The sequence below is a fragment of the Phaeodactylibacter xiamenensis genome, assembly GCF_000759025.1.
GTDB lineage: Bacteria > Bacteroidota > Bacteroidia > Chitinophagales > Saprospiraceae > Phaeodactylibacter > Phaeodactylibacter xiamenensis.
The window spans coordinates 15867-33117 of sequence record NZ_JPOS01000034.1; the positions used below are offsets into that span (position 1 = coordinate 15867).

The following is a 17251-nucleotide window of genomic DNA, read 5'->3' on the forward strand; positions in this document are numbered from 1 at the left end:
AAGCAGCCAAAGGGCTTGTAAGGCCACCGAAAGCTGGCGGCCTGTCAGGTTAAGCAATATCTTTAAGCAGGGCTTTCAAGCTTTGAAGCCAGTAGGCAATTTTACTCCTCAAAGGTCTCCAGTGCCTCAAACAGGTCATCCAGTTTATCAAAGGATTTATAGCCCACTTTTTCCTCTTCGCCCCCCCGTACGCTGATGCCCGCTGCGGCAGTGGTTTCCAGTACCTCTTCCACCTGCCCGGCCGGGAAGTCAGCGCTTAGCAAGATAGGGAATTCTCCGCAAAGTTCCTGAAGTTGCCCCTGTGCATTAGACTGAATATCAGCCCATTTTAAGTTGTTTTTGGCAAAGTCGAGCACAAAGTACTGTACCTGGTCTTCGTTGGCCTTCATCTGGGTGGCTATAGCATCGAGCTCGCTCAGGTCCTGCACTACCATTTCCTGAATGACGGGCACTTCTGCTTTGTGCAGGGCTTTGAGGGTTTGCAGGTCAGCGAACATGCCCACCTGTACGGCATCGAGCTGGAGCATATCGACGGCGCCCAGGATTTCATCGTTGGCCTGCAGGTTGAATTCGCCGAGTATTTTCACGCCGTCCACCCATTCGCGGATGGCCTCCATATTGGCAGGGGGGATGTAGTCTGCGGCTCCGGTATCGAGGTTGAAGCCCAGCCACTCCACTTCCCAGGCGGCGAAATAACGGGCATCAGTAAGGTTAGTCACGGCGCTGGCCTTTACTTTTGTCTTTAGCATAAACTAATAATGCGTGTTGCTTGTCAATATAAATGGTCGATCCTTTTCGCTGAAGCGATTAATCAGCAGGCTCGCAGTGCAAAGTTATAGAATTGAAATGTGAACCATGGCACAGCCTTCCTATTATACTTTAGTGTTTGCCGTGACCCGGGAGATTCCGCGGGGGCGGGTCAGTACTTATGGCGCAATTGCCGATTTCCTGGCCCTGGGCTCCGCCCGTATGGTCGGCTGGGCGCTAAACAACAGCTTCCACGAGGAAGACGTTCCGGCCCATCGGGTGGTCAACCGGAAAGGCGAGCTGACCGGGCGCAATCATTTTCCGACACCAACGTTAATGCAGGAGCGGCTTGAGGAAGAAGGTATCCGGGTGGAAGATAACCGCGTGGCGGACTTCGACGAAGTGTTTTGGCACCCCAAAGTCCTGGGCATGGATTACGAAGTGAAGGTTGATTAAAAGGGGTAAACCCCAAAACTTAAACTTAAGCGAGATGATGAAGCAGCTGTTGTTGCTACTGTTTGTTACACTAGCTGGCGTAGTAAGCGTTCAGGCACAGAATACACCAACCGGCATATGGAAAACCGTTGATGATGAGACTGGCGAGGCCAAGTCGCACGTGGAGATTTACCAGGATGGCGGAGAGTACCACGGGAAAATCACAAAACTACTGCAGTATCCTCAGGACCAAGTCTGCGAGGCCTGCACAGGCAGCCGCAAAGGGAAGAAGCTGGTAGGGATGGTCATTGTTAATGACCTTGAGCCCTACAAGGATTACTGGAAGAATGGTACCATTATGGACCCGGAGACCGGCAACGAGTATGGCTGTTCGGTCTGGTTTGAAGAAGGCAAGCCCGATGAATTGAAAGTGCGCGGCAAGCACTGGACAGGGGGTTACCGTACACAAACCTGGTACCGGGTCAGGTAATCAGACGGGAGGATAAAGTTTTGGTGGTGCAGCACCGAAAAAAACAAATTAAAAGGGCAATATGAATGTCCTTTCTTTAGTTTTATAGGTGATTTTCTTAAACGCAACCACATCAAATTATTCTATGAAGCAAAGCTTTACATCCAACCATCTCGTCAGATACCTCTACAGTGAGGTGACGGTATCAGAACGGCTCGGCCTTGAGGAGGCACTCACTCGGGATTTCGGGCTATTTGAGGAATACAGCGAGCTGAAGGCGGCTTACCGAGCCTTGCCGAAGGTGACGTTTAGCCCCTCAAAGCAATCGCTTCAGCGCGTGCTGGAGTATAGTAGTGAAAGAGCTGCCCTGGAACGCTCGCATTGAGCGCCGGAACATTTACTGCTTAAGAAGCCCCTGGCATCGCAATGACGGTCAGGGGCTTCTGCATTTTAGGCCGTCGCTCTTTTGAATCCCTGCCGGGTTTGCCTAACTTGAGCCGTGGTTGCGGGCATACCTGCCTGCAATCAGTTTTAAATAAAATGTAGCGTTTGTTTGCTTTTTACAAACGAAGTGTTTATTTTTGTTGGGCATTCAAACAAAATCTTGATTAAACCACACCAAATGGCAGATGTCAACAAGGACCGGGAAGCTAAACTCAAGGCGCTTCAGCTGACAGTAGACCGGATAGAGAAAACCTACGGGAAGGGCTCGATCATGCGCCTCGGTGACGACAACGTCATCGAAGTAGATGCCATTCCCTCCGGCTCTTTGAGCCTCGATATTGCGCTCGGCGTAAATGGATTTCCCCGCGGGCGTATTGTAGAAATTTACGGGCCGGAGTCTTCCGGTAAAACTACCCTGGCTATTCATGCGCTTGCAGAGTGTCAGAAACAGGGCGGGATTGCAGCATTTATCGACGCAGAACATGCCTTTGACCGCACCTATGCCAAAGCCCTGGGCGTAGATACGGAAAACCTGCTTATCGCTCAGCCGGACAACGGTGAGCAGGCACTGGAGATTGCTGAAAACCTCATCCGCTCAGGTGCAATTGATATTATCGTTGTCGACTCCGTGGCGGCCCTGGTGCCCCGCAGTGAGATCGAAGGGGAAATGGGGGATTCCAAAATGGGCCTTCAGGCGAGACTGATGTCTCAGGCCATGCGTAAACTTACAGGTACGATTGGCCGTACGGGCTGTTGCTGTATCTTTATCAATCAGCTTCGGGAGAAAATCGGTGTTATGTTCGGTAACCCCGAAACAACTACCGGTGGTAATGCCCTGAAGTTCTATGCTTCCATGCGACTGGATATCCGGCGTTCGGGTTCGGCCATTAAGGACAAGGAAGGTAACGTAGTGGGCAACCACGTGAAAGTGAAGGTGGTGAAAAACAAACTGGCGCCCCCATTCCGGATTGCTGAGTTTGACATCATGTACGGCGAGGGTATCTCTAAAGTCGGCGAGGTCGTTGACCTTGGTGTCGATCACGATATTATCCAAAAGAGCGGCGCCTGGTACAGCTATGATACTGCCAAAATTGCGCAGGGGCGTGAGGCGGCCAAGCAGTTTATGATGGACAATCCGGAAGTGGCGCTGGAAATCGAGCAGAAGATTAAAAACAAGATCACCGGTGTGGCAGAACCTGCAGAGGAAGACGATGCAGGCGCTAAGGGCAAAAGCACCAAAAATGCCGTGAAGGTGAGTGAGGATTAGGATGTTCCCGAAGAGGGAATATGCAGAATAATAATGTAAAGAATAGAAAACGGCGTGTCCCTGTAGGAATGGACACGCCCTTTCTGTTTAGTCCTGTATGGATTAGGTATTATGGCTGCAGAATGAAGGTGGCCCTCTCTATTCTTTCCATTCAAAGGTCTCGATCATCTTCAGAAGGTCGGTTTCCAGGAATTTGTAGATTGGCGCCATAGAGTCCGGGCGTACTTCTGTGTTGAAGTAGAGCGAAGCCCTTAGGAAGTGGTTTGTACTGTCTGTAAGGTAGAACTGAGCCGGAGAAGCAGCGTGCCCTTCAATAAGGAAAAGAACACCACTAACGTTATTGTCTTTTTGGATGAGCATCTCATCAATATAGCTGGCTTTTTTATTGTGCCAGTCTGCAAGGTTGAAGGCATCGCTGCGCAGGTCTTCCCAGTCTGCCTGACTTTCAATAGGGGCGTAGCTGCAATAGAGGCGCCCATCAAAGTCCTTAAAGTAAAGGTCGAACCAACAGGGGTGTGGAGGAGCTTCGTCAAAGAAGCTTTTGTCCTGTTGAACTTCAGCATAGTTCGGGTACTCGAAGGTGAAGGCACAGTAGTCTTCATCAAATTGCTGATAAGCCTTTTCGGGATACTCAACTTTGGGGAATGTTCTCGGTTTGGGGGTGGGGGCAGGGGCGTCGCCGCAGCTGCCTAATAAAAGGGTCAGGAAAACAAAAAAGCTCAACCGGTACATAGACGATCTAATTTTTGGGAAGTGTCAATAAAATCTGCTCAATCCTCCGCTTGCTAACGGTCACGACTTTGAAACGGTATGCCCCCTGGGTAATCTCTGCGTCAGTTTTGGGCATATATCCCTTGATTTCCAGAATTAGCCCCGCCAGTGAATCCGCCTCGCCCTTTACTTCGTCAAAAGTATTGGTGTCGATACCGATAATGCGGCACACATCATTGAGCAGTGTCTTACCTTCAAATAAGTAATTGAAATCATCAATTTTTTTATAAACCACTTCGATCTCATCATCAAACTCGTCTTTGATTTCGCCGATGATCTCTTCCATGATGTCTTCCAGGGTAACGATGCCGGAACTACCTCCGTATTCGTCCACCACGATCGCCATGTGCAAACGCTCCACCTGGAACTCCTTTAGCAGGTCATTAATTTTCTTCGCTTCCGGCACGTAGTAAACATCCGGCCGGATCAGCTCCTGCCATTCAAAATCAGCAGGTTCGTCCAGGTGGCCCAGCAGGTCTTTCACATAGAGGATGCCGGTGACGTTGTCGAAATCATTCTCATAGACTGGGATACGAGAGTAACCCGCCTCCTTAATAATTTCCAGGAGCTCCTTATAGTCCATTCGGAAATCGACAGCCACGACATCTACCCGGGAACGCATAATCTGTTTGACGGTCACATCACCAAACTTGACAATACTTTTCAGGATATCAATATCCCTCCCTGCCCCTTTTTCCTGGCTTACCGTTAGCTCGATGGCTTCATCGATTTCGGCCCGGCTGGGGCTGTTGCCATTGCCGGCGCCGGCAAGGCGCCTTTCCATGATATTGGTAGACCGGACCAGGATATTGCTGACCGGATGGAACAACCGCATCATGATATCGAGAGGGCGGGACATTAACCGGGCAAGCTGCAGGTTGTTGATACGGGCATAGACCTTGGGTGCCACTTCCCCAAACAAGACGAGGAGGAAAGTAACGCCAGCTATCGTGATCAAAAAGCTCAGCAAACGGCCCCAGAATTCTGTTTGTTCAGCCGTGGGGACCGTAAACAAACCAAGCAGAGTTGTTGCCCATTGATCGAAAGTTTCGTCCGGAAAGGCCGAACGGAGCACAAAGTCAGACAGGATGACGATCGCAATATTGATGAAGTTATTGCTAATCAGGATAGTCGCTAAGAGCTTTCGGGGTTTTTCCTTCAGGCTGATAATGGCGCGGTCTGCGACGGTATTACTGTCTTCCAGTTTTTTCACATCGCTATAGCCCAAGGAAAAGAAGGCGACTTCAGAACCCGAAATCAGGGCTGATGAAAAGAGCAGCAAAATAATGCCAAATACGCCCAGCAACAATTCAGGGCTGAAGGCACTCAGAAATAGTGGATGCTGAACCAGAAAAGACAATAAACTAGCGGGCTCCGATTCCAAGGTGCTGGGAATTAGTGAACGGAAGTTGCCTAGAATGGCAGGTCATCTTCGGCGGTGTCGCTGCCGCTGGCAGATTCATTAGATGTATTGCCGACAGGTGTGTCAGATGTTTGTTGAGCCGTAACTGACTCAGAGTTGCTTTCTTTCTGCATGCCATCTGTTTCCTGCTCATTTCTGGGGGGGGCTTCATTGTAGCCGGGGTTGTTGTCACGTTTGCCACCAACCATTAAAAAGTTGTTGGCAACTACCTCTGTGGTTTTGCGGTTATTGCCATCCTGGTCCTGCCAGGTGCGGTGGGTCAGCTTGCCTTCGACGTAGATCTGCGCACCTGTTTTTAGTTGCTTTTCTGCACGCTCAGCGAGGGCTCTCCACATGACAATATCGTGCCATTCTGTTAGTGTTTGTTTCTGCCCATTACGATCTTTGTAAGTTTCATTGGTAGCCAGGCGCACCTTAGCTACGACCGCACCATTTTCCAGGCGGCGTACCTCCGGGTCTGCACCTAAATTGCCAATTAATATAACGCGATTTACCATTTTTAGCTATTGGATTGAAGTTTGAGGCGCTCTTCGTTACACCAACTTTAAATATAGCGAATTATCACCTAAATACCAATCAATTATTTTTGGGAAGGCGAAATTACTTAAGTTTTTTCGATCGGCAAGAATGTAAGGGGCTAATTCTGATATGGAGGGTGGTTCGTCTTCGAGGTGGATTTCCCAAAACACGGCCTGAATCTTTTGATGGGTCAGTGTTTGCTGCTGAGGCGGGGAAATCTGCTCGATCCGGGCGGGCCGATCGCCAATGCAAGCCTCCCAGGGAGCGCTGCGCCGGATTTCCTGTTCACTTGCTTTAGCCTCCGGCCACTCCAGTACCGGGAATTCATAGAGGTTGCGCCAGATGTCCTTTTCGGTTCTTTTCCGGAGCATAACCTGCGGGCCTGCGTTCACGACCAGGTAATGAAAATACCGGTTTTTCTTTTTGATTTTTTTGGACTTGACAGGGAGCTGATCGACTTTTTTATTCTGAAAAGCGGCGCATTGGCCATTCAGAGGGCAATGTGAGCAAAGTGGCGCTTTAGGCTTGCAGTGGATCGCGCCAAAATCCATCATAGCCTGATTGTGCTGAGATGGGGCAAGGGATGAAGCCTGTAGTGCCCGGTCTGCCAGATTGGCAAACTGCTTTTTCCCTTCTGTACTGTCAATGGGGGTTTGAATGCCCCAAAACCTGGAGAGCACCCGGAATACGTTGCCATCAACTACGGCATAAGGGAGCTCGTAGGCAAAGGATGCAATCGCTGCTGCGGTATAAGGGCCAACTCCTTTGAGTGCCCGTATTCCTTCGTAGGTGCTGGGGAATTTACCCTTGAGCGTGTGTACAATATACTTTGCGGCTGCGTGGAGATTACGGGCCCGGGAGTAGTAGCCGAGGCCTTCCCATGTTTTCATGATGGTATCCTCTGGTGCATTAGCGAGGTCATGAACGGTAGGGAAGCGTTCCCGGAAACGCTCAAAGTAGGGCAGACCCTGTTCTACCCGGGTCTGTTGAAGGATGATTTCGGACAGCCAGATCAGGTAGGCGTCTTTTTCACCCTTCCACGGAAGAGGGCGGTGGCTTTGGCTAAACCAAACCTTGAGCTGATTCGTGAAAAATGACAAACTGTCTTTTGAAGTGGATCTTCTGAGCATAGGTAAAAAAAGTAGCGGCAATAGAGCCTGATGGTTCTATTGCCGCATAAAAGTAAAGTTTATTTTTCGATAAAGGGGGAAATACGTAGGTCCGGAATGTCTAAGTTGCCACAGGTATTACCAGGTTAAACTTGCGCGAAAACCTACTGATGAACCTTCTGACGGAGCTCGCTCAGGTTCTCATAACGCTTGCCAATCACATCTTTGAGTTCTTTGCGAGCGAAGAAAATACGGCTCTTGACAGTGCCCAGCGGAAGCTCCAGGTGCTCTGCAATCTCCTGGTACTTATAACCGTGGTAGTGCATCAAAAACGGAATCTTGATGCTGTCGTCCAGCTCTTCGATCATTTGAGTAAGCTCCTTAAGCATGATGTTGGATTCTGCTTTGTTTGAAATAACGACGCTTCCCGAATTAATATAGTACATATTATCGGTAGAGTCCATTATCGTGTTGGCTTTGACTTTTTTCCGGTAGTTGTTGATGAAGATGTTCTTCATGATGGTGAAAAGCCAGGCTTTAAAATTCGTTCCGGGACGGAATTTATCCCGGTTGGTAAAAGCTCTGAATGCGGTCTCCTGGAAAAGGTCTTTCGCATCCTCCGTGTTTTTGGTCAGATTGTAAGCGAAAGAATTAAGGAGAACCGTCATTTTATCGAAGTTGCTGTAAAACTCTGTGGTGGACATGGCTAAATTGGACTTTAATTTATTTGTTCTAGTTTTCTTCTCTTGTTGAATCAAAGATAATAAATAGTTAAACAAAATACAATATTTCATACCAAAGTGACGCCTGTTTTGCACTAAAATGAAGCGTGAATTCTCGAATTCGTTTCGTAACTATCTAATAGACAGTTTTTTACACTGATTAAGGAACTTTCGAAAATTTTTATAACTTTCAGTAAAAAATGAAATGAGCGGGTTTTTGTAGAGACTTACAGGCGTGTTTTCATACTTTTGTTCAACATTCGGGACTTTAAGCGGCACGAAAAAGTCTGGTGTAGAACGATGCCTACCCTAAAGTTGAACAGAAAATAAACTTTTGTTAAACCTTACTTTTGAGCATTTCGGACCAAATAAATGGCAACTGCGCCAAAGACCAGGTTGGGCAGCCAAATACCCACAATCACCGGAATGAGCTGACCGGCTGCAAATACAACAGCAAAGCGGGAAAAGAAAATGAACAGTGCCCCTATGCCAACCCCCATAGCCAGATGAAGCCCAATGCCGCCCCGTACTTTACGCGCAGCAATAGCCATGCCGATAACGGTGAGGATAAAAATAGTGAAGGGCTCGGCAGTCCTCCTGTGAAATTCGATTTCGTACTTCTTAGTATTGCCCACTCCGCGGGCTTCCTGCTTGGCTATATAGTCGAGCAGTTGCCGGGAAGTCATCATCATATGCTGCTCTTTATAGTCCACAAAGTCAGCCGGTGTTAGGTTGATCGCAGTATCGAGGGTCTCTCCCCGCCCGAGGATGAGTTCCTCTGCCATGCCATTGAAAGTGCGGACTTCATAGTTGCGCAGCCGCCACTGATTAGGTGGGCCAACCCATTCAGCGGTATTGGCTTTAAGGAGCGATACCAATTCACCATTCTCAAAGTGCTCCAGCCGGAATTTCCGGGCGGTGCTGTCGCGCTTCCGGTAGTAGTTGATGTAAACCTTGGTGTTGGGGGCTACGAACATATGCACGTCCTGTGTCTTGCCTTTATCGTTATTCGTCCAGATATAAGCATGTTCGACGTCCAACCGGTTCTTGTTGCCAAGCGGGATGAAAAAGTGGTTGCCTATCAGATGAAGTATTGCAATAAAGCTTGCCGCAACCAAATAGGGTTGCATAAACCGCCGAAAGCTAATCCCGGCATTGAATATGGATATGACTTCTGAGTTGTAGGCGAGGCGTGAGGTGAAGAAAATGACGGCAATCAGGGTGTACAGCGGCCAAAGCAACCCCGCAATAAACATAATAAACCCGGGGTAGTAGAGCACAAAAATCTCATAGCGCGTGATTTCGCTCTCGATAAATTTCTCTATTTTTTCACTAAAGTCAATAATGACCGATATCATAGTGAAGATGAGCACCGTGAAAAAGAAGGTACTCAAAAACTTCTTAATAAGATACAGGTCGATTTTCTTTAGCATAGTTCTGGCCGGGTTCTTGACTTGGCAACAAAGAAAAGCGCTTTTGAGCGGAATTCCCGCTGCATCTGCTGCGCTTCTTTTCGGTAACGCATGGGATGAGTATTTAGATGCACTACTAACAAAATTATAACCTCCTTTGCACTCGTTTAACCATCTCCTCCTTCCAGGACGCAAAGTCGCCGTCAATAATGTGCTGCCGGGCTTCCCCCACAAGCCAGAGGTAGAAACTCAGATTGTGCAGGCTGGCAATTTGCGGGCCCAGGAGCTCTTTGGTATGCATCAGGTGCCGCAGGTATGCTTTGGAGTATTGCTGACTGGCATAACAGGGGTTGCTGGCATCCACCGGGCTGAAGTCGTCTTTCCATTTGGCATTCTTGATGTTGATAATGCCCTCTGAAGTATAGAGCATACCGTGGCGGGCATTCCGGGTGGGCAGCACACAGTCAAACATGTCCACACCCAGAGCGATGCATTCGAGGATGTTTTCCGGTGTGCCCACGCCCATCAGGTAACGTGGCTTGTCTTTAGGCAAAATGTGGCAGACCTGATCGGTGGTTTCGTACATAGCTTCCGCAGGTTCGCCCACCGAAAGACCGCCAATGGCATTACCCGGTTGCCCTGCTGCTGCGATCGTCTCTGCTGATTTGCGGCGCAGGTCGGGGTAAGTGCTGCCCTGCACGATGGGGAACAGCGTCTGTTCGTACCCGTATTTGCCCCCGGTCTCTGCCATGCGCTTCACACAGCGGTCCAGCCATCGGTGGGTGAGCTCCATAGAGTTTTTGGCATACTCATAGTCGCAGGGGTAGGGCGGGCACTCATCGAAAGCCATGATAATGTCTGCACCAATGATGCGTTGAATATCGATGGCGCGCTCCGGAGTAAAAGTGTGGGAAGAACCATCTATATGCGACCGGAAAGTGACCCCTTCCTCATCTATTTTGCGCTGAGCGCTCAGGGAGTAGACCTGATAGCCACCGCTATCGGTAAGCATGGGGCGCTTCCAGCCATTAAACCCATGCAGCCCGCCTGCATTTTCCAGTATCTCCAGCCCGGGGCGCAGGTACAAATGATACGTATTGCCCAGGATGATCTGAGCCCTGATATCAGACTCTAATTCTCGTTGATGGACTCCTTTGACGGTGCCAAGGGTGCCAACCGGCATAAAAATTGGCGTTTGGATCTCGCCGTGCGCAGTTTCTATACGGCCTGCCCGTGCCGCAGATTTTGGGTCAGTATGTTGCAGCTGGAACGTGAACAAATTCAATCAGTTTAGTGGCGGAAACGGTGTTTGTCTAGCTTGAGCAGAATGCTGATCATGATGGTAAAGCCCAACAGGGACGAGCCGCCCTTGCTAATCAGGGGCAGGGGGATACCGATGATCGGCGTCACGCCCATGGTCATGCCGATGTTGATAAAAATATGGATGAACAGAATACCTGCAACGCAATAGGCGTAGTGCCGGGCAAAAGCGGATTTTTGCCGCTCAGCAACCACCGTTATGCGCAACAAGAGCAGCAAATACAGGAGAATGATACCGGCTGTGCCCACAAAACCCTGCTCTTCACCTATGGTACAAAAGATGAAGTCAGTAGACTGCTCCGGTACGTAGTTGAGTTTAGTCATCGTGCCATTAAGAAACCCTTTGCCTTCCAACCCTCCGGAGCCAATGGCAGCCTTGGATTGGGTCAGGTTATAAAGGGAGCCCCGCTCGTCGCATTTTTCGGGCTGCAGCCAGACGTTAATCCGGTCCTGCTGATGCGGTTTGAGCACATAGTTGAAGGCGTAGTTTGAAGCGAAGGCGAGCCCGCTGCCCAGTATCAGAAAGAAAGCCATGAGCATAGCCATGCGGCCGTTGCGCTGCTGGTAAGCGATGAAACCGGAAGCCAGGAAAAACAGGATTGCTCCGCCCAAAAGGTATAAATGATAGCCCAGCCCCGACAGATTGTACGCTGCAATGGCCAGGAGGGCAATAGCTGCCCACGCATAATTTCTTAGGTTGTTGCTGAAGTAATAGGCAAGCACCGCTGCACCAGCCAAGACGGTGCCAAAGATGATCTGTACAGGAGGATATATGAATCCCAGAATCAGCAACGTGGCTCCGACGATTCCTACAATATAGTAGATAGGGTTCAGCCCTTCGCGGAAGTATACAACCAGGAAGGAGGTGAAAACGAGCGCTGAACCGGCATCAGGCTGTAGCATGATCAATAAGACCGGTAGCGCGATGAGCCCAAGGGCTGTCAGTTGTGCTTTGGGATGCCGGAGGTCAGTGCTGTAGGTACTTAGAAATGCGGAGACGCCCAGGCAGGTGCCCACTTTGGCCAGTTCGGAAGGCTGCAGGGAAAAACCACCGAAAGAAAACCAGGAGGTTGCGCCTTTAATGTTGGTCCCAAAAATCAGGACCAGGACCAGCATCAGCATGGACAATCCGTAGATCGGATAGGCAAAGGTTTGCCAAAACTTATGGTCAAAGAGCATGATGAAGGCGAAAACCAGCCCGCAAATGCCCAGCCAAATGGCCTGCTTACCGGCAGATGTATTCAGGAAGCCTCCCATGCCGACTTGCCTGTACTCCTCGTAGCTTACGGAGAAGATCATCATCCAACCAATAACCGCCAGCCCCAGGAACAGACAGAAGGTCAGCCAGTCAATGCGGCCAAACATCATCACACTTTCCGGGTTACCCTGATGTTGTCTGCGGTATGCGTTCATAAAGGATTAAAAGTTTCCAATAAGCTCTGAAGGTCTGATCCTGTCATCTTTAACGAGATAAATCCCGGAGTAGTCTTGTTGCAGGATATACTTCAGCCGCATCGCTTCCAATTTGGACTCAAAGGCGCCGGCCCGGAGCTTGTAGTAAGGCTTCGCGTGCTCCCAGTCTACCGGGATATTCGGGTAGCGGTATTTGAAGGATTGCTTGACCGTCTCCAGGCGCTGCCGGTCCGGCGTAGCCAGAATTTGTACCCGCCAGCCTTGTACAAAGTTTCGGGATTTGTTGAGCTCTACGTAGCGGTCCATCATCTGCTGAATAGGCTCATCTGCCTCAATAATGACATTTTGGGCTTGCCCGAAGCCAAGGCATCCTATCATAAAGAAGGCGGAAAACAGGACTCTGAATAACATTATAATCGTTTTGATCATTCAATTGACTATGCCTTTGGCAGGCATGTTCCGAAGCCGCAATAGCGGGAAATTGATGCAAAGTTCCTAAAATTAAGGAATTATAACGAGGGGAAGTCATTAAAAGTGGCGATTGCCATAGCTGAACGGTCAAAGCTATGCTTTTTAAGCGCAGATTTCAGGATGGACAGAGACCCGGGCTTACATCAAAATCTACGTGTGCCGTTAGCCCTGATGCGTGCAGAGGAACACGGCCCGTCTTTACCCGCCTATGATCGCAACTCCTGAAGATGTGCCGATACGTTCCGCCCCTGCTTTAATAAACTGCTCGGCTTCCCAGCGGGAACGGATTCCACCTGAAGCTTTGATCCTGGCTTTCCCGTTGGCCAGGCGCTTTAGCAGTTCGACGACCTCTAGGGTAGCTCCACCACCATTAAACCCGGTTGAAGTCTTCAGGTACTCCACCTCTTTATCCAGGCAAATGCCAACAACCCGCTCGATCTCCTCCTGAGTGAGCAGCGCAGTTTCGAGGATAATCTTTATTTGTTTGCCTTTGAGGTGGGTCGCTGTGGTCAGGCTGTCGATGTCATTGGTGACGTAGTTCCAGTTGCCGGATTTCACCGCACAAATATTGATCACCGCATCAATTTCGGAGACCCCTTCATCGATTGCTCTTTTGATTTCTTCTATTTTGGAAGGAGTAGAGGCATAGCCCATAGGGAACCCAACTACGGTAGCTACAGCAACGGAGCTGTCTTCGCAAAGGTCAGCAGCCCGTTTCACATGGAAAGGAGGTACGCAGACAGCTGCGAACTGATGCTGCCGGGCTTCCCGGCACAGTTGCTCAATGTCTTCCATTGTGCAATCAGGTCTGAGGATCGTATGGTCAATGTAACCATTTAGGTTCATCTTGGTAATCAGGGTTTGTTCTTTCAGGGATAGAATTATTCAGCGGTGCAATATATCACAAATATCCTTTTCGGATGGCATTCCTTTCTAATTCGTGCGGAGAATGATTGTTAAACCCGGTTGCCTTGTCAGAAAACTACCCGAATTAGGGTATGAAACAAAGCCCGGAATCAGGCGGGCTGTTCCGGGCTTCGTCAGTAAGGTTTAACTAGTGGTCTGTCAAGGCTAAAACTAGGGGGTTGCCTGCGGCGACTTTTGAGGCTACTCTTCGTTGGACAACCCCTTACGTAGCGCTGCTATGCGCGGGAACATCCGCCTTGATTAGCCTCAAAATTCGCTCCCACTCAACCCATAAATTAACACTTGACAGACCACTAGGCTTATCTGCCATGGCAATGCTTGTACTTCTTGCCACTGCCACAGGGACAAGGCTCGTTTCTGCCTACTTTCTTTTCGTTGCGAACCACAGTCTGAGGCTTGGGCTGGCGGCTCACGCCCTCAGCAGCTGCCCTTGCCGCACGTTCCTCCGCAGACCGGTTGGTTCTGACTTTGCTAAGGTCTGTCCGTTGCTCGCGTGCCTGCTCAAGGGTCCGGCCATCAGCAAAGATGAGGGTGCCTCTTGAAAGATAAGAAGTTACCTGCTCGTTGATTTCAAAGATGAGCTGCTCAAACAAATTATAAGCCTCCATCTTGTAGATCACAAGCGGGTCCTTTTGCTCAAAGGAAGCCGCCTGAACAGATTCCTTAAGCTCATCCATAGACCGCAGGTGTTCTTTCCATCGCTCGTCAATAATGGCAAGAGTGACTGCTTTTTCAATGTCCCGGCGGATTGATTTGCCTTTGGTGGTTATAGCAGATTCCAGGTCTGCGGTAACAGCCATGGGTTTTGTCCGGCCATCACTGAATGGGATCACGATCCGCTTAATCTGATTCTTCTCCTCATGCTTCTCGATGAAGAAGGGCATCAGTGCATCCGTAATCTGAGTCATCTTACGGTCGTAGAACTCATCGAATTGTTGTTGGAACCGCTCCTTAACTTCTGTTTCGGGTGCCTCCTTAAAGTCGATGGCATCCATTTTGGGGTCCATGCCCAGAACGCCAAGAGCATCGCGGCGGAAACTCTCAAAGTCGCCCGTTTCCCGGTGGGTAGCCACCAGGTTTTCGAGCATGCCCTCAAACATATTATTGACGTCAACGGAAAGGCGCTCACCGGAAAGAGCATTGTCGCGTTTCTTGTAGATCGCTTCCCGCTGAATGTTCATTACGTCATCGTACTCCAGCAGCCGCTTACGAATACCGAAGTTGTTCTCTTCCACCTTTTTCTGCGCCCGCTCAATAGACTTGGTCACCATAGAGTGCTGAATGACCTCGCCCTCTTCGTGGCCCATGCGGTCCATTAGCTTGGCAATGCGCTCGGACTGGAAGAGGCGCATGAGGTTGTCTTCCAGCGACACATAAAACTGTGAGCTACCGGGGTCGCCCTGACGCCCGGCGCGACCGCGCAACTGCCGGTCTACCCGGCGGGAATCATGGCGCTCGGTACCAATAATAGCTAAACCACCACTGTCTTTTACTTCCTGCCCGATTTTGATGTCCGTACCCCGGCCGGCCATGTTGGTGGCAATGGTGACATTGCCTGGCTTACCGGCTTCGGCAACCACTTCTGCCTCGCGCTGATGCTGCTTGGCGTTCAGTACGTTGTGGTTGATATGGCGCAGCTTCAGCATCCGGCTCAGGACCTCGGATACCTCCACGGAGGTCGTACCCACCAGTACCGGGCGGCCCTGCTCCGTCAGGTTGACGATCTCATCAATCACTGCGTTGAACTTCTCCCGCGCGGTCTTAAAGATCAGGTCCTCCCGGTCGTCCCGGACGATTGGCCTGTTGGTGGGAATGACGGCCACATCCAGCTTGTAGATTTCCCAAAGCTCGCTGGCCTCCGTCTCTGCTGTACCCGTCATACCAGATAGCTTGTGGTACATCCGGAAGTAGTTCTGTAGCGTCACGGTGGCGTAAGTCTGGGTGATATCACCAATCTTTACATTTTCCTTTGCTTCCAGTGCCTGGTGCAGTCCGTCAGAGTAGCGGCGGCCTTCCATCATACGGCCCGTCTGCTCGTCCACGATTTTCACCTGCCCGTCCATGACTACGTATTCCTGGTCTTTCTCAAAGAGCGTGTAGGCTTTCAGCAGCTGGCTCATGGAGTGCAGGCGCTTGGACTTGACCGAGAAATCCTGGCTAAGTTTGGTTTTGGCTTCCTGCTTTTCCTCTTCGGTCATCGAATCATTATCATCGATTTCGACCATAGAAGTGGCTATATCTGGCATGATGAAGAATTCGGGGTCAGAGGTGCCCTGAGAGAGGTACTCTGCGCCGAATTCAGTCAGCTCAACGTTGCGGTTCTTTTCGTCTATGGTGAAGTAGAGCGGCTCATCTACAAGGTGCATGTTTTTGGACTGCTCCTGCATGTAGAAGTTCTCAGCTTTTTGCATGGCTACCTTTACACCATCCTCACTCAGGAATTTGATCAGTGGGCGGTACTTTGGCAGGGCGCGGTAGGCGCGGAGGAGAGCCATCCCGGCTTCTCCTTCCTGGTAGCCTAGTTTACCTTCTTTAAACAAGCGTTTGGCCTCGGCAAGGTACTCCGTAGCCAGCTTGCGCTGTGCAGCAATGAGTTTTTCTACAAAAGGGCGCAGGCTCACATATTCCTGGTCTTCGCTACCCTGAGGGACCGGTCCGGAGATGATCAGGGGAGTCCGGGCGTCATCAATCAGTACAGAGTCGACCTCATCGATCATGACGAAGTGGTGCTTGCCCTGCACTTTCTCGTCAATGGAGCGCACCATATTGTCCCGTAGATAATCGAAGCCAAATTCATTATTGGTACCGTAAGTAATATCGCATTTGTACGCTTTGATACGCTCGTCGGAATGCGGGCGGTACTTATCGATACAGTCAACGGTAAGAAACAGGAATTCGAAGATAGGGCCGACCCATTCCTGGTCACGGCGGGCGAGGTAATCATTCACAGTGATAACGTGTACGCCCTGCCCGGACAAGCCATTGAGGTAGGCCGGGAGGGTAGCCACGAGGGTCTTACCTTCACCGGTTGCCATCTCTGCGACTTTGCCATCGTGCAGGACCATACCACCGATCAGCTGCACATCATAGTGCACCATATTCCAGGTGATTTCACCACCGGCAGCCATCCAGCTGTTTTTCCAGACCGCCTGATCTCCTTCGATGGAGACGTAGCCTTTCTTGGGGTCCGCTGCAATATCCCGGTCGTGCTCGGTAGCTGTGACCCGTATTTCAGAGGAGGCTGAAAAGCGGCGGGCAGTCTCCTTGACTACAGCAAAAGCTTCGGGTAGGATCGACTTCAGGATTTCTTCGAGGTGCTTGTCACGGTCTTTTCTGAGCTCGTCCAGTTCTCCGAAGAGCGCTTCCTTGCGATGCAGTTCCTCTTCCTCGTTAGCTTCGGCCCGGGCTTCCGCAATATCTTTGTCGATACCGGCCAGGTGCTCGGCGATGCGGGTGCGGAATTCCTGCGTCTTATTCCGCAGCTCATCGTTGGAGAGGCCAGAGAGCTTTTCGAAAGCCTCGTTAACCTCTTCAACGACAGGCATATACGTGTTGACATCTCGCTCCTGCTTGGTGCCGAACACTTTTTTAATGGATTTTGCTATAGCATTAAACATATGAGAAAATTTCCAATGTTAGTCTTTTATTGTGGCGCAAAGATAAATATATTTGCGGCGTTTAGAGCATCTGTTGGGCGGGTAGCCGGATGATCTTGGTCCTTCCTCTGCATTTATCGTACCATTACCTTTAACCGTGCCATTTTGGCACATACAAAATAAACAGAATGAAATAATTATAGGTT

At 50.0% G+C, this 17251-nt stretch carries 16 protein-coding genes; 4 read left to right on the forward strand and 12 right to left on the reverse strand.

Annotation, left to right across the window (positions count from 1 at the left end; translation table 11 throughout):
- Window positions 1-101: 101 nt before the first annotated feature.
- Window positions 102-749 carry a phosphoribosylanthranilate isomerase gene (trpF, locus tag IX84_RS12885; RefSeq protein WP_044221232.1) on the reverse strand — a complete coding sequence of 216 codons (648 nt, stop codon included), beginning with the start codon at window positions 747-749 and terminating at the stop codon, window positions 102-104.
- A gap of 106 nt (window positions 750-855) precedes the next feature.
- Here trpF and IX84_RS12890 point away from each other — a divergent pair, with 106 nt between their 5' ends.
- The 4 genes from IX84_RS12890 to recA all read left to right on the forward strand — a co-directional run bounded on the left by IX84_RS12890 (window position 856) and on the right by recA (window position 3362).
- A complete protein-coding gene (locus tag IX84_RS12890) occupies window positions 856-1203 on the forward strand; it encodes an MGMT family protein (protein WP_044221235.1) in 348 nt (115 codons plus the stop codon).
- A 34-nt stretch (window positions 1204-1237) separates the two neighbouring features.
- Window positions 1238-1672 carry a DUF2147 domain-containing protein gene (locus IX84_RS12895; protein WP_238578276.1) on the forward strand — a complete coding sequence of 145 codons (435 nt, stop codon included), beginning with the start codon at window positions 1238-1240 and terminating at the stop codon, window positions 1670-1672.
- A 124-nt stretch (window positions 1673-1796) separates the two neighbouring features.
- Window positions 1797-2036 carry a hypothetical protein gene (locus IX84_RS12900; RefSeq protein WP_044221238.1) on the forward strand — a complete coding sequence of 80 codons (240 nt, stop codon included), beginning with the start codon at window positions 1797-1799 and terminating at the stop codon, window positions 2034-2036.
- A gap of 237 nt (window positions 2037-2273) precedes the next feature.
- Entirely contained in the window at window positions 2274-3362 is a 1089-nt protein-coding gene (recA, locus tag IX84_RS12905; RefSeq protein WP_044221241.1) for a recombinase RecA, read from the forward strand.
- Window positions 3363-3500: 138 nt separating this feature from the next.
- Here the strand turns inward: recA and gldD are convergent, their stop codons facing one another.
- The 11 genes from gldD to secA all read right to left on the reverse strand — a co-directional run bounded on the left by gldD (window position 3501) and on the right by secA (window position 17066).
- Entirely contained in the window at window positions 3501-4094 is a 594-nt protein-coding gene (gene gldD / locus IX84_RS12910) for a gliding motility lipoprotein GldD (RefSeq protein WP_052515983.1), read from the reverse strand.
- 7 nt (window positions 4095-4101) lie between these two features.
- The gene (gene gldE / locus IX84_RS12915; protein ID WP_052515984.1) at window positions 4102-5517 is read right to left on the reverse strand and encodes a gliding motility-associated protein GldE; all 1416 of its coding nucleotides are present in this window, start codon (window positions 5515-5517) and stop codon (window positions 4102-4104) included.
- 29 nt (window positions 5518-5546) lie between these two features.
- Window positions 5547-6053, reverse strand: a complete 507-nt coding sequence (locus tag IX84_RS12920) for a single-stranded DNA-binding protein (RefSeq protein ID WP_044221250.1) — start codon at window positions 6051-6053, stop codon at window positions 5547-5549.
- Between the two features lie 36 nt (window positions 6054-6089).
- Window positions 6090-7205 (reverse strand): A/G-specific adenine glycosylase, encoded by a 1116-nt coding sequence (mutY, locus tag IX84_RS12925; protein ID WP_152605036.1) that lies wholly within the window; start codon window positions 7203-7205, stop codon window positions 6090-6092.
- A 143-nt stretch (window positions 7206-7348) separates the two neighbouring features.
- Complete coding sequence (locus tag IX84_RS12930) at window positions 7349-7888, reverse strand: RNA polymerase sigma factor (protein WP_044221256.1); 540 nt, start codon at window positions 7886-7888, stop codon at window positions 7349-7351.
- Between the two features lie 362 nt (window positions 7889-8250).
- Window positions 8251-9339, reverse strand: a complete 1089-nt coding sequence (locus tag IX84_RS12935) for an LptF/LptG family permease (RefSeq protein ID WP_044221261.1) — start codon at window positions 9337-9339, stop codon at window positions 8251-8253.
- A 124-nt stretch (window positions 9340-9463) separates the two neighbouring features.
- Window positions 9464-10597, reverse strand: a complete 1134-nt coding sequence (tgt, locus tag IX84_RS12940) for a tRNA guanosine(34) transglycosylase Tgt (RefSeq protein ID WP_044221263.1) — start codon at window positions 10595-10597, stop codon at window positions 9464-9466.
- A gap of 11 nt (window positions 10598-10608) precedes the next feature.
- Window positions 10609-12051, reverse strand: coding sequence for a rod shape-determining protein RodA (gene rodA, locus IX84_RS12945; protein WP_052515985.1), 1443 nt, complete (start codon window positions 12049-12051; stop codon window positions 10609-10611).
- 6 nt (window positions 12052-12057) lie between these two features.
- Window positions 12058-12462, reverse strand: a complete 405-nt coding sequence (locus tag IX84_RS12950; protein WP_044221266.1) for an SPOR domain-containing protein — start codon at window positions 12460-12462, stop codon at window positions 12058-12060.
- Window positions 12463-12720: 258 nt separating this feature from the next.
- The gene (gene deoC / locus IX84_RS12955; RefSeq protein WP_394333434.1) at window positions 12721-13377 is read right to left on the reverse strand and encodes a deoxyribose-phosphate aldolase; all 657 of its coding nucleotides are present in this window, start codon (window positions 13375-13377) and stop codon (window positions 12721-12723) included.
- Window positions 13378-13748: 371 nt separating this feature from the next.
- Window positions 13749-17066, reverse strand: a complete 3318-nt coding sequence (secA, locus tag IX84_RS12960) for a preprotein translocase subunit SecA (RefSeq protein ID WP_044221274.1) — start codon at window positions 17064-17066, stop codon at window positions 13749-13751.
- Window positions 17067-17251: the final 185 nt, after the last annotated feature.

What these genes read in the sequence shown, in the direction of transcription:
- trpF (WP_044221232.1), bottom strand. Translation starts at nt 749, where the DNA reads ATGCTAAAGACAAAAGTAAAGGCCAGCGCCGTGACTAACCTTACTGAT.
- rodA (WP_052515985.1), bottom strand. Translation starts at nt 12,051, where the DNA reads ATGAACGCATACCGCAGACAACATCAGGGTAACCCGGAAAGTGTGATG.
- gldD (WP_052515983.1), bottom strand. Translation starts at nt 4,094, where the DNA reads ATGTACCGGTTGAGCTTTTTTGTTTTCCTGACCCTTTTATTAGGCAGC.
- IX84_RS12950 (WP_044221266.1), bottom strand. Translation starts at nt 12,462, where the DNA reads ATGTTATTCAGAGTCCTGTTTTCCGCCTTCTTTATGATAGGATGCCTT.
- IX84_RS12900 (WP_044221238.1), top strand. Translation starts at nt 1,797, where the DNA reads ATGAAGCAAAGCTTTACATCCAACCATCTCGTCAGATACCTCTACAGT.
- IX84_RS12920 (WP_044221250.1), bottom strand. Translation starts at nt 6,053, where the DNA reads ATGGTAAATCGCGTTATATTAATTGGCAATTTAGGTGCAGACCCGGAG.
- secA (WP_044221274.1), bottom strand. Translation starts at nt 17,066, where the DNA reads ATGTTTAATGCTATAGCAAAATCCATTAAAAAAGTGTTCGGCACCAAG.
- IX84_RS12895 (WP_238578276.1), top strand. Translation starts at nt 1,238, where the DNA reads ATGATGAAGCAGCTGTTGTTGCTACTGTTTGTTACACTAGCTGGCGTA.
- IX84_RS12935 (WP_044221261.1), bottom strand. Translation starts at nt 9,339, where the DNA reads ATGCTAAAGAAAATCGACCTGTATCTTATTAAGAAGTTTTTGAGTACC.
- mutY (WP_152605036.1), bottom strand. Translation starts at nt 7,205, where the DNA reads ATGCTCAGAAGATCCACTTCAAAAGACAGTTTGTCATTTTTCACGAAT.
- IX84_RS12890 (WP_044221235.1), top strand. Translation starts at nt 856, where the DNA reads ATGGCACAGCCTTCCTATTATACTTTAGTGTTTGCCGTGACCCGGGAG.
- recA (WP_044221241.1), top strand. Translation starts at nt 2,274, where the DNA reads ATGGCAGATGTCAACAAGGACCGGGAAGCTAAACTCAAGGCGCTTCAG.
- IX84_RS12930 (WP_044221256.1), bottom strand. Translation starts at nt 7,888, where the DNA reads ATGTCCACCACAGAGTTTTACAGCAACTTCGATAAAATGACGGTTCTC.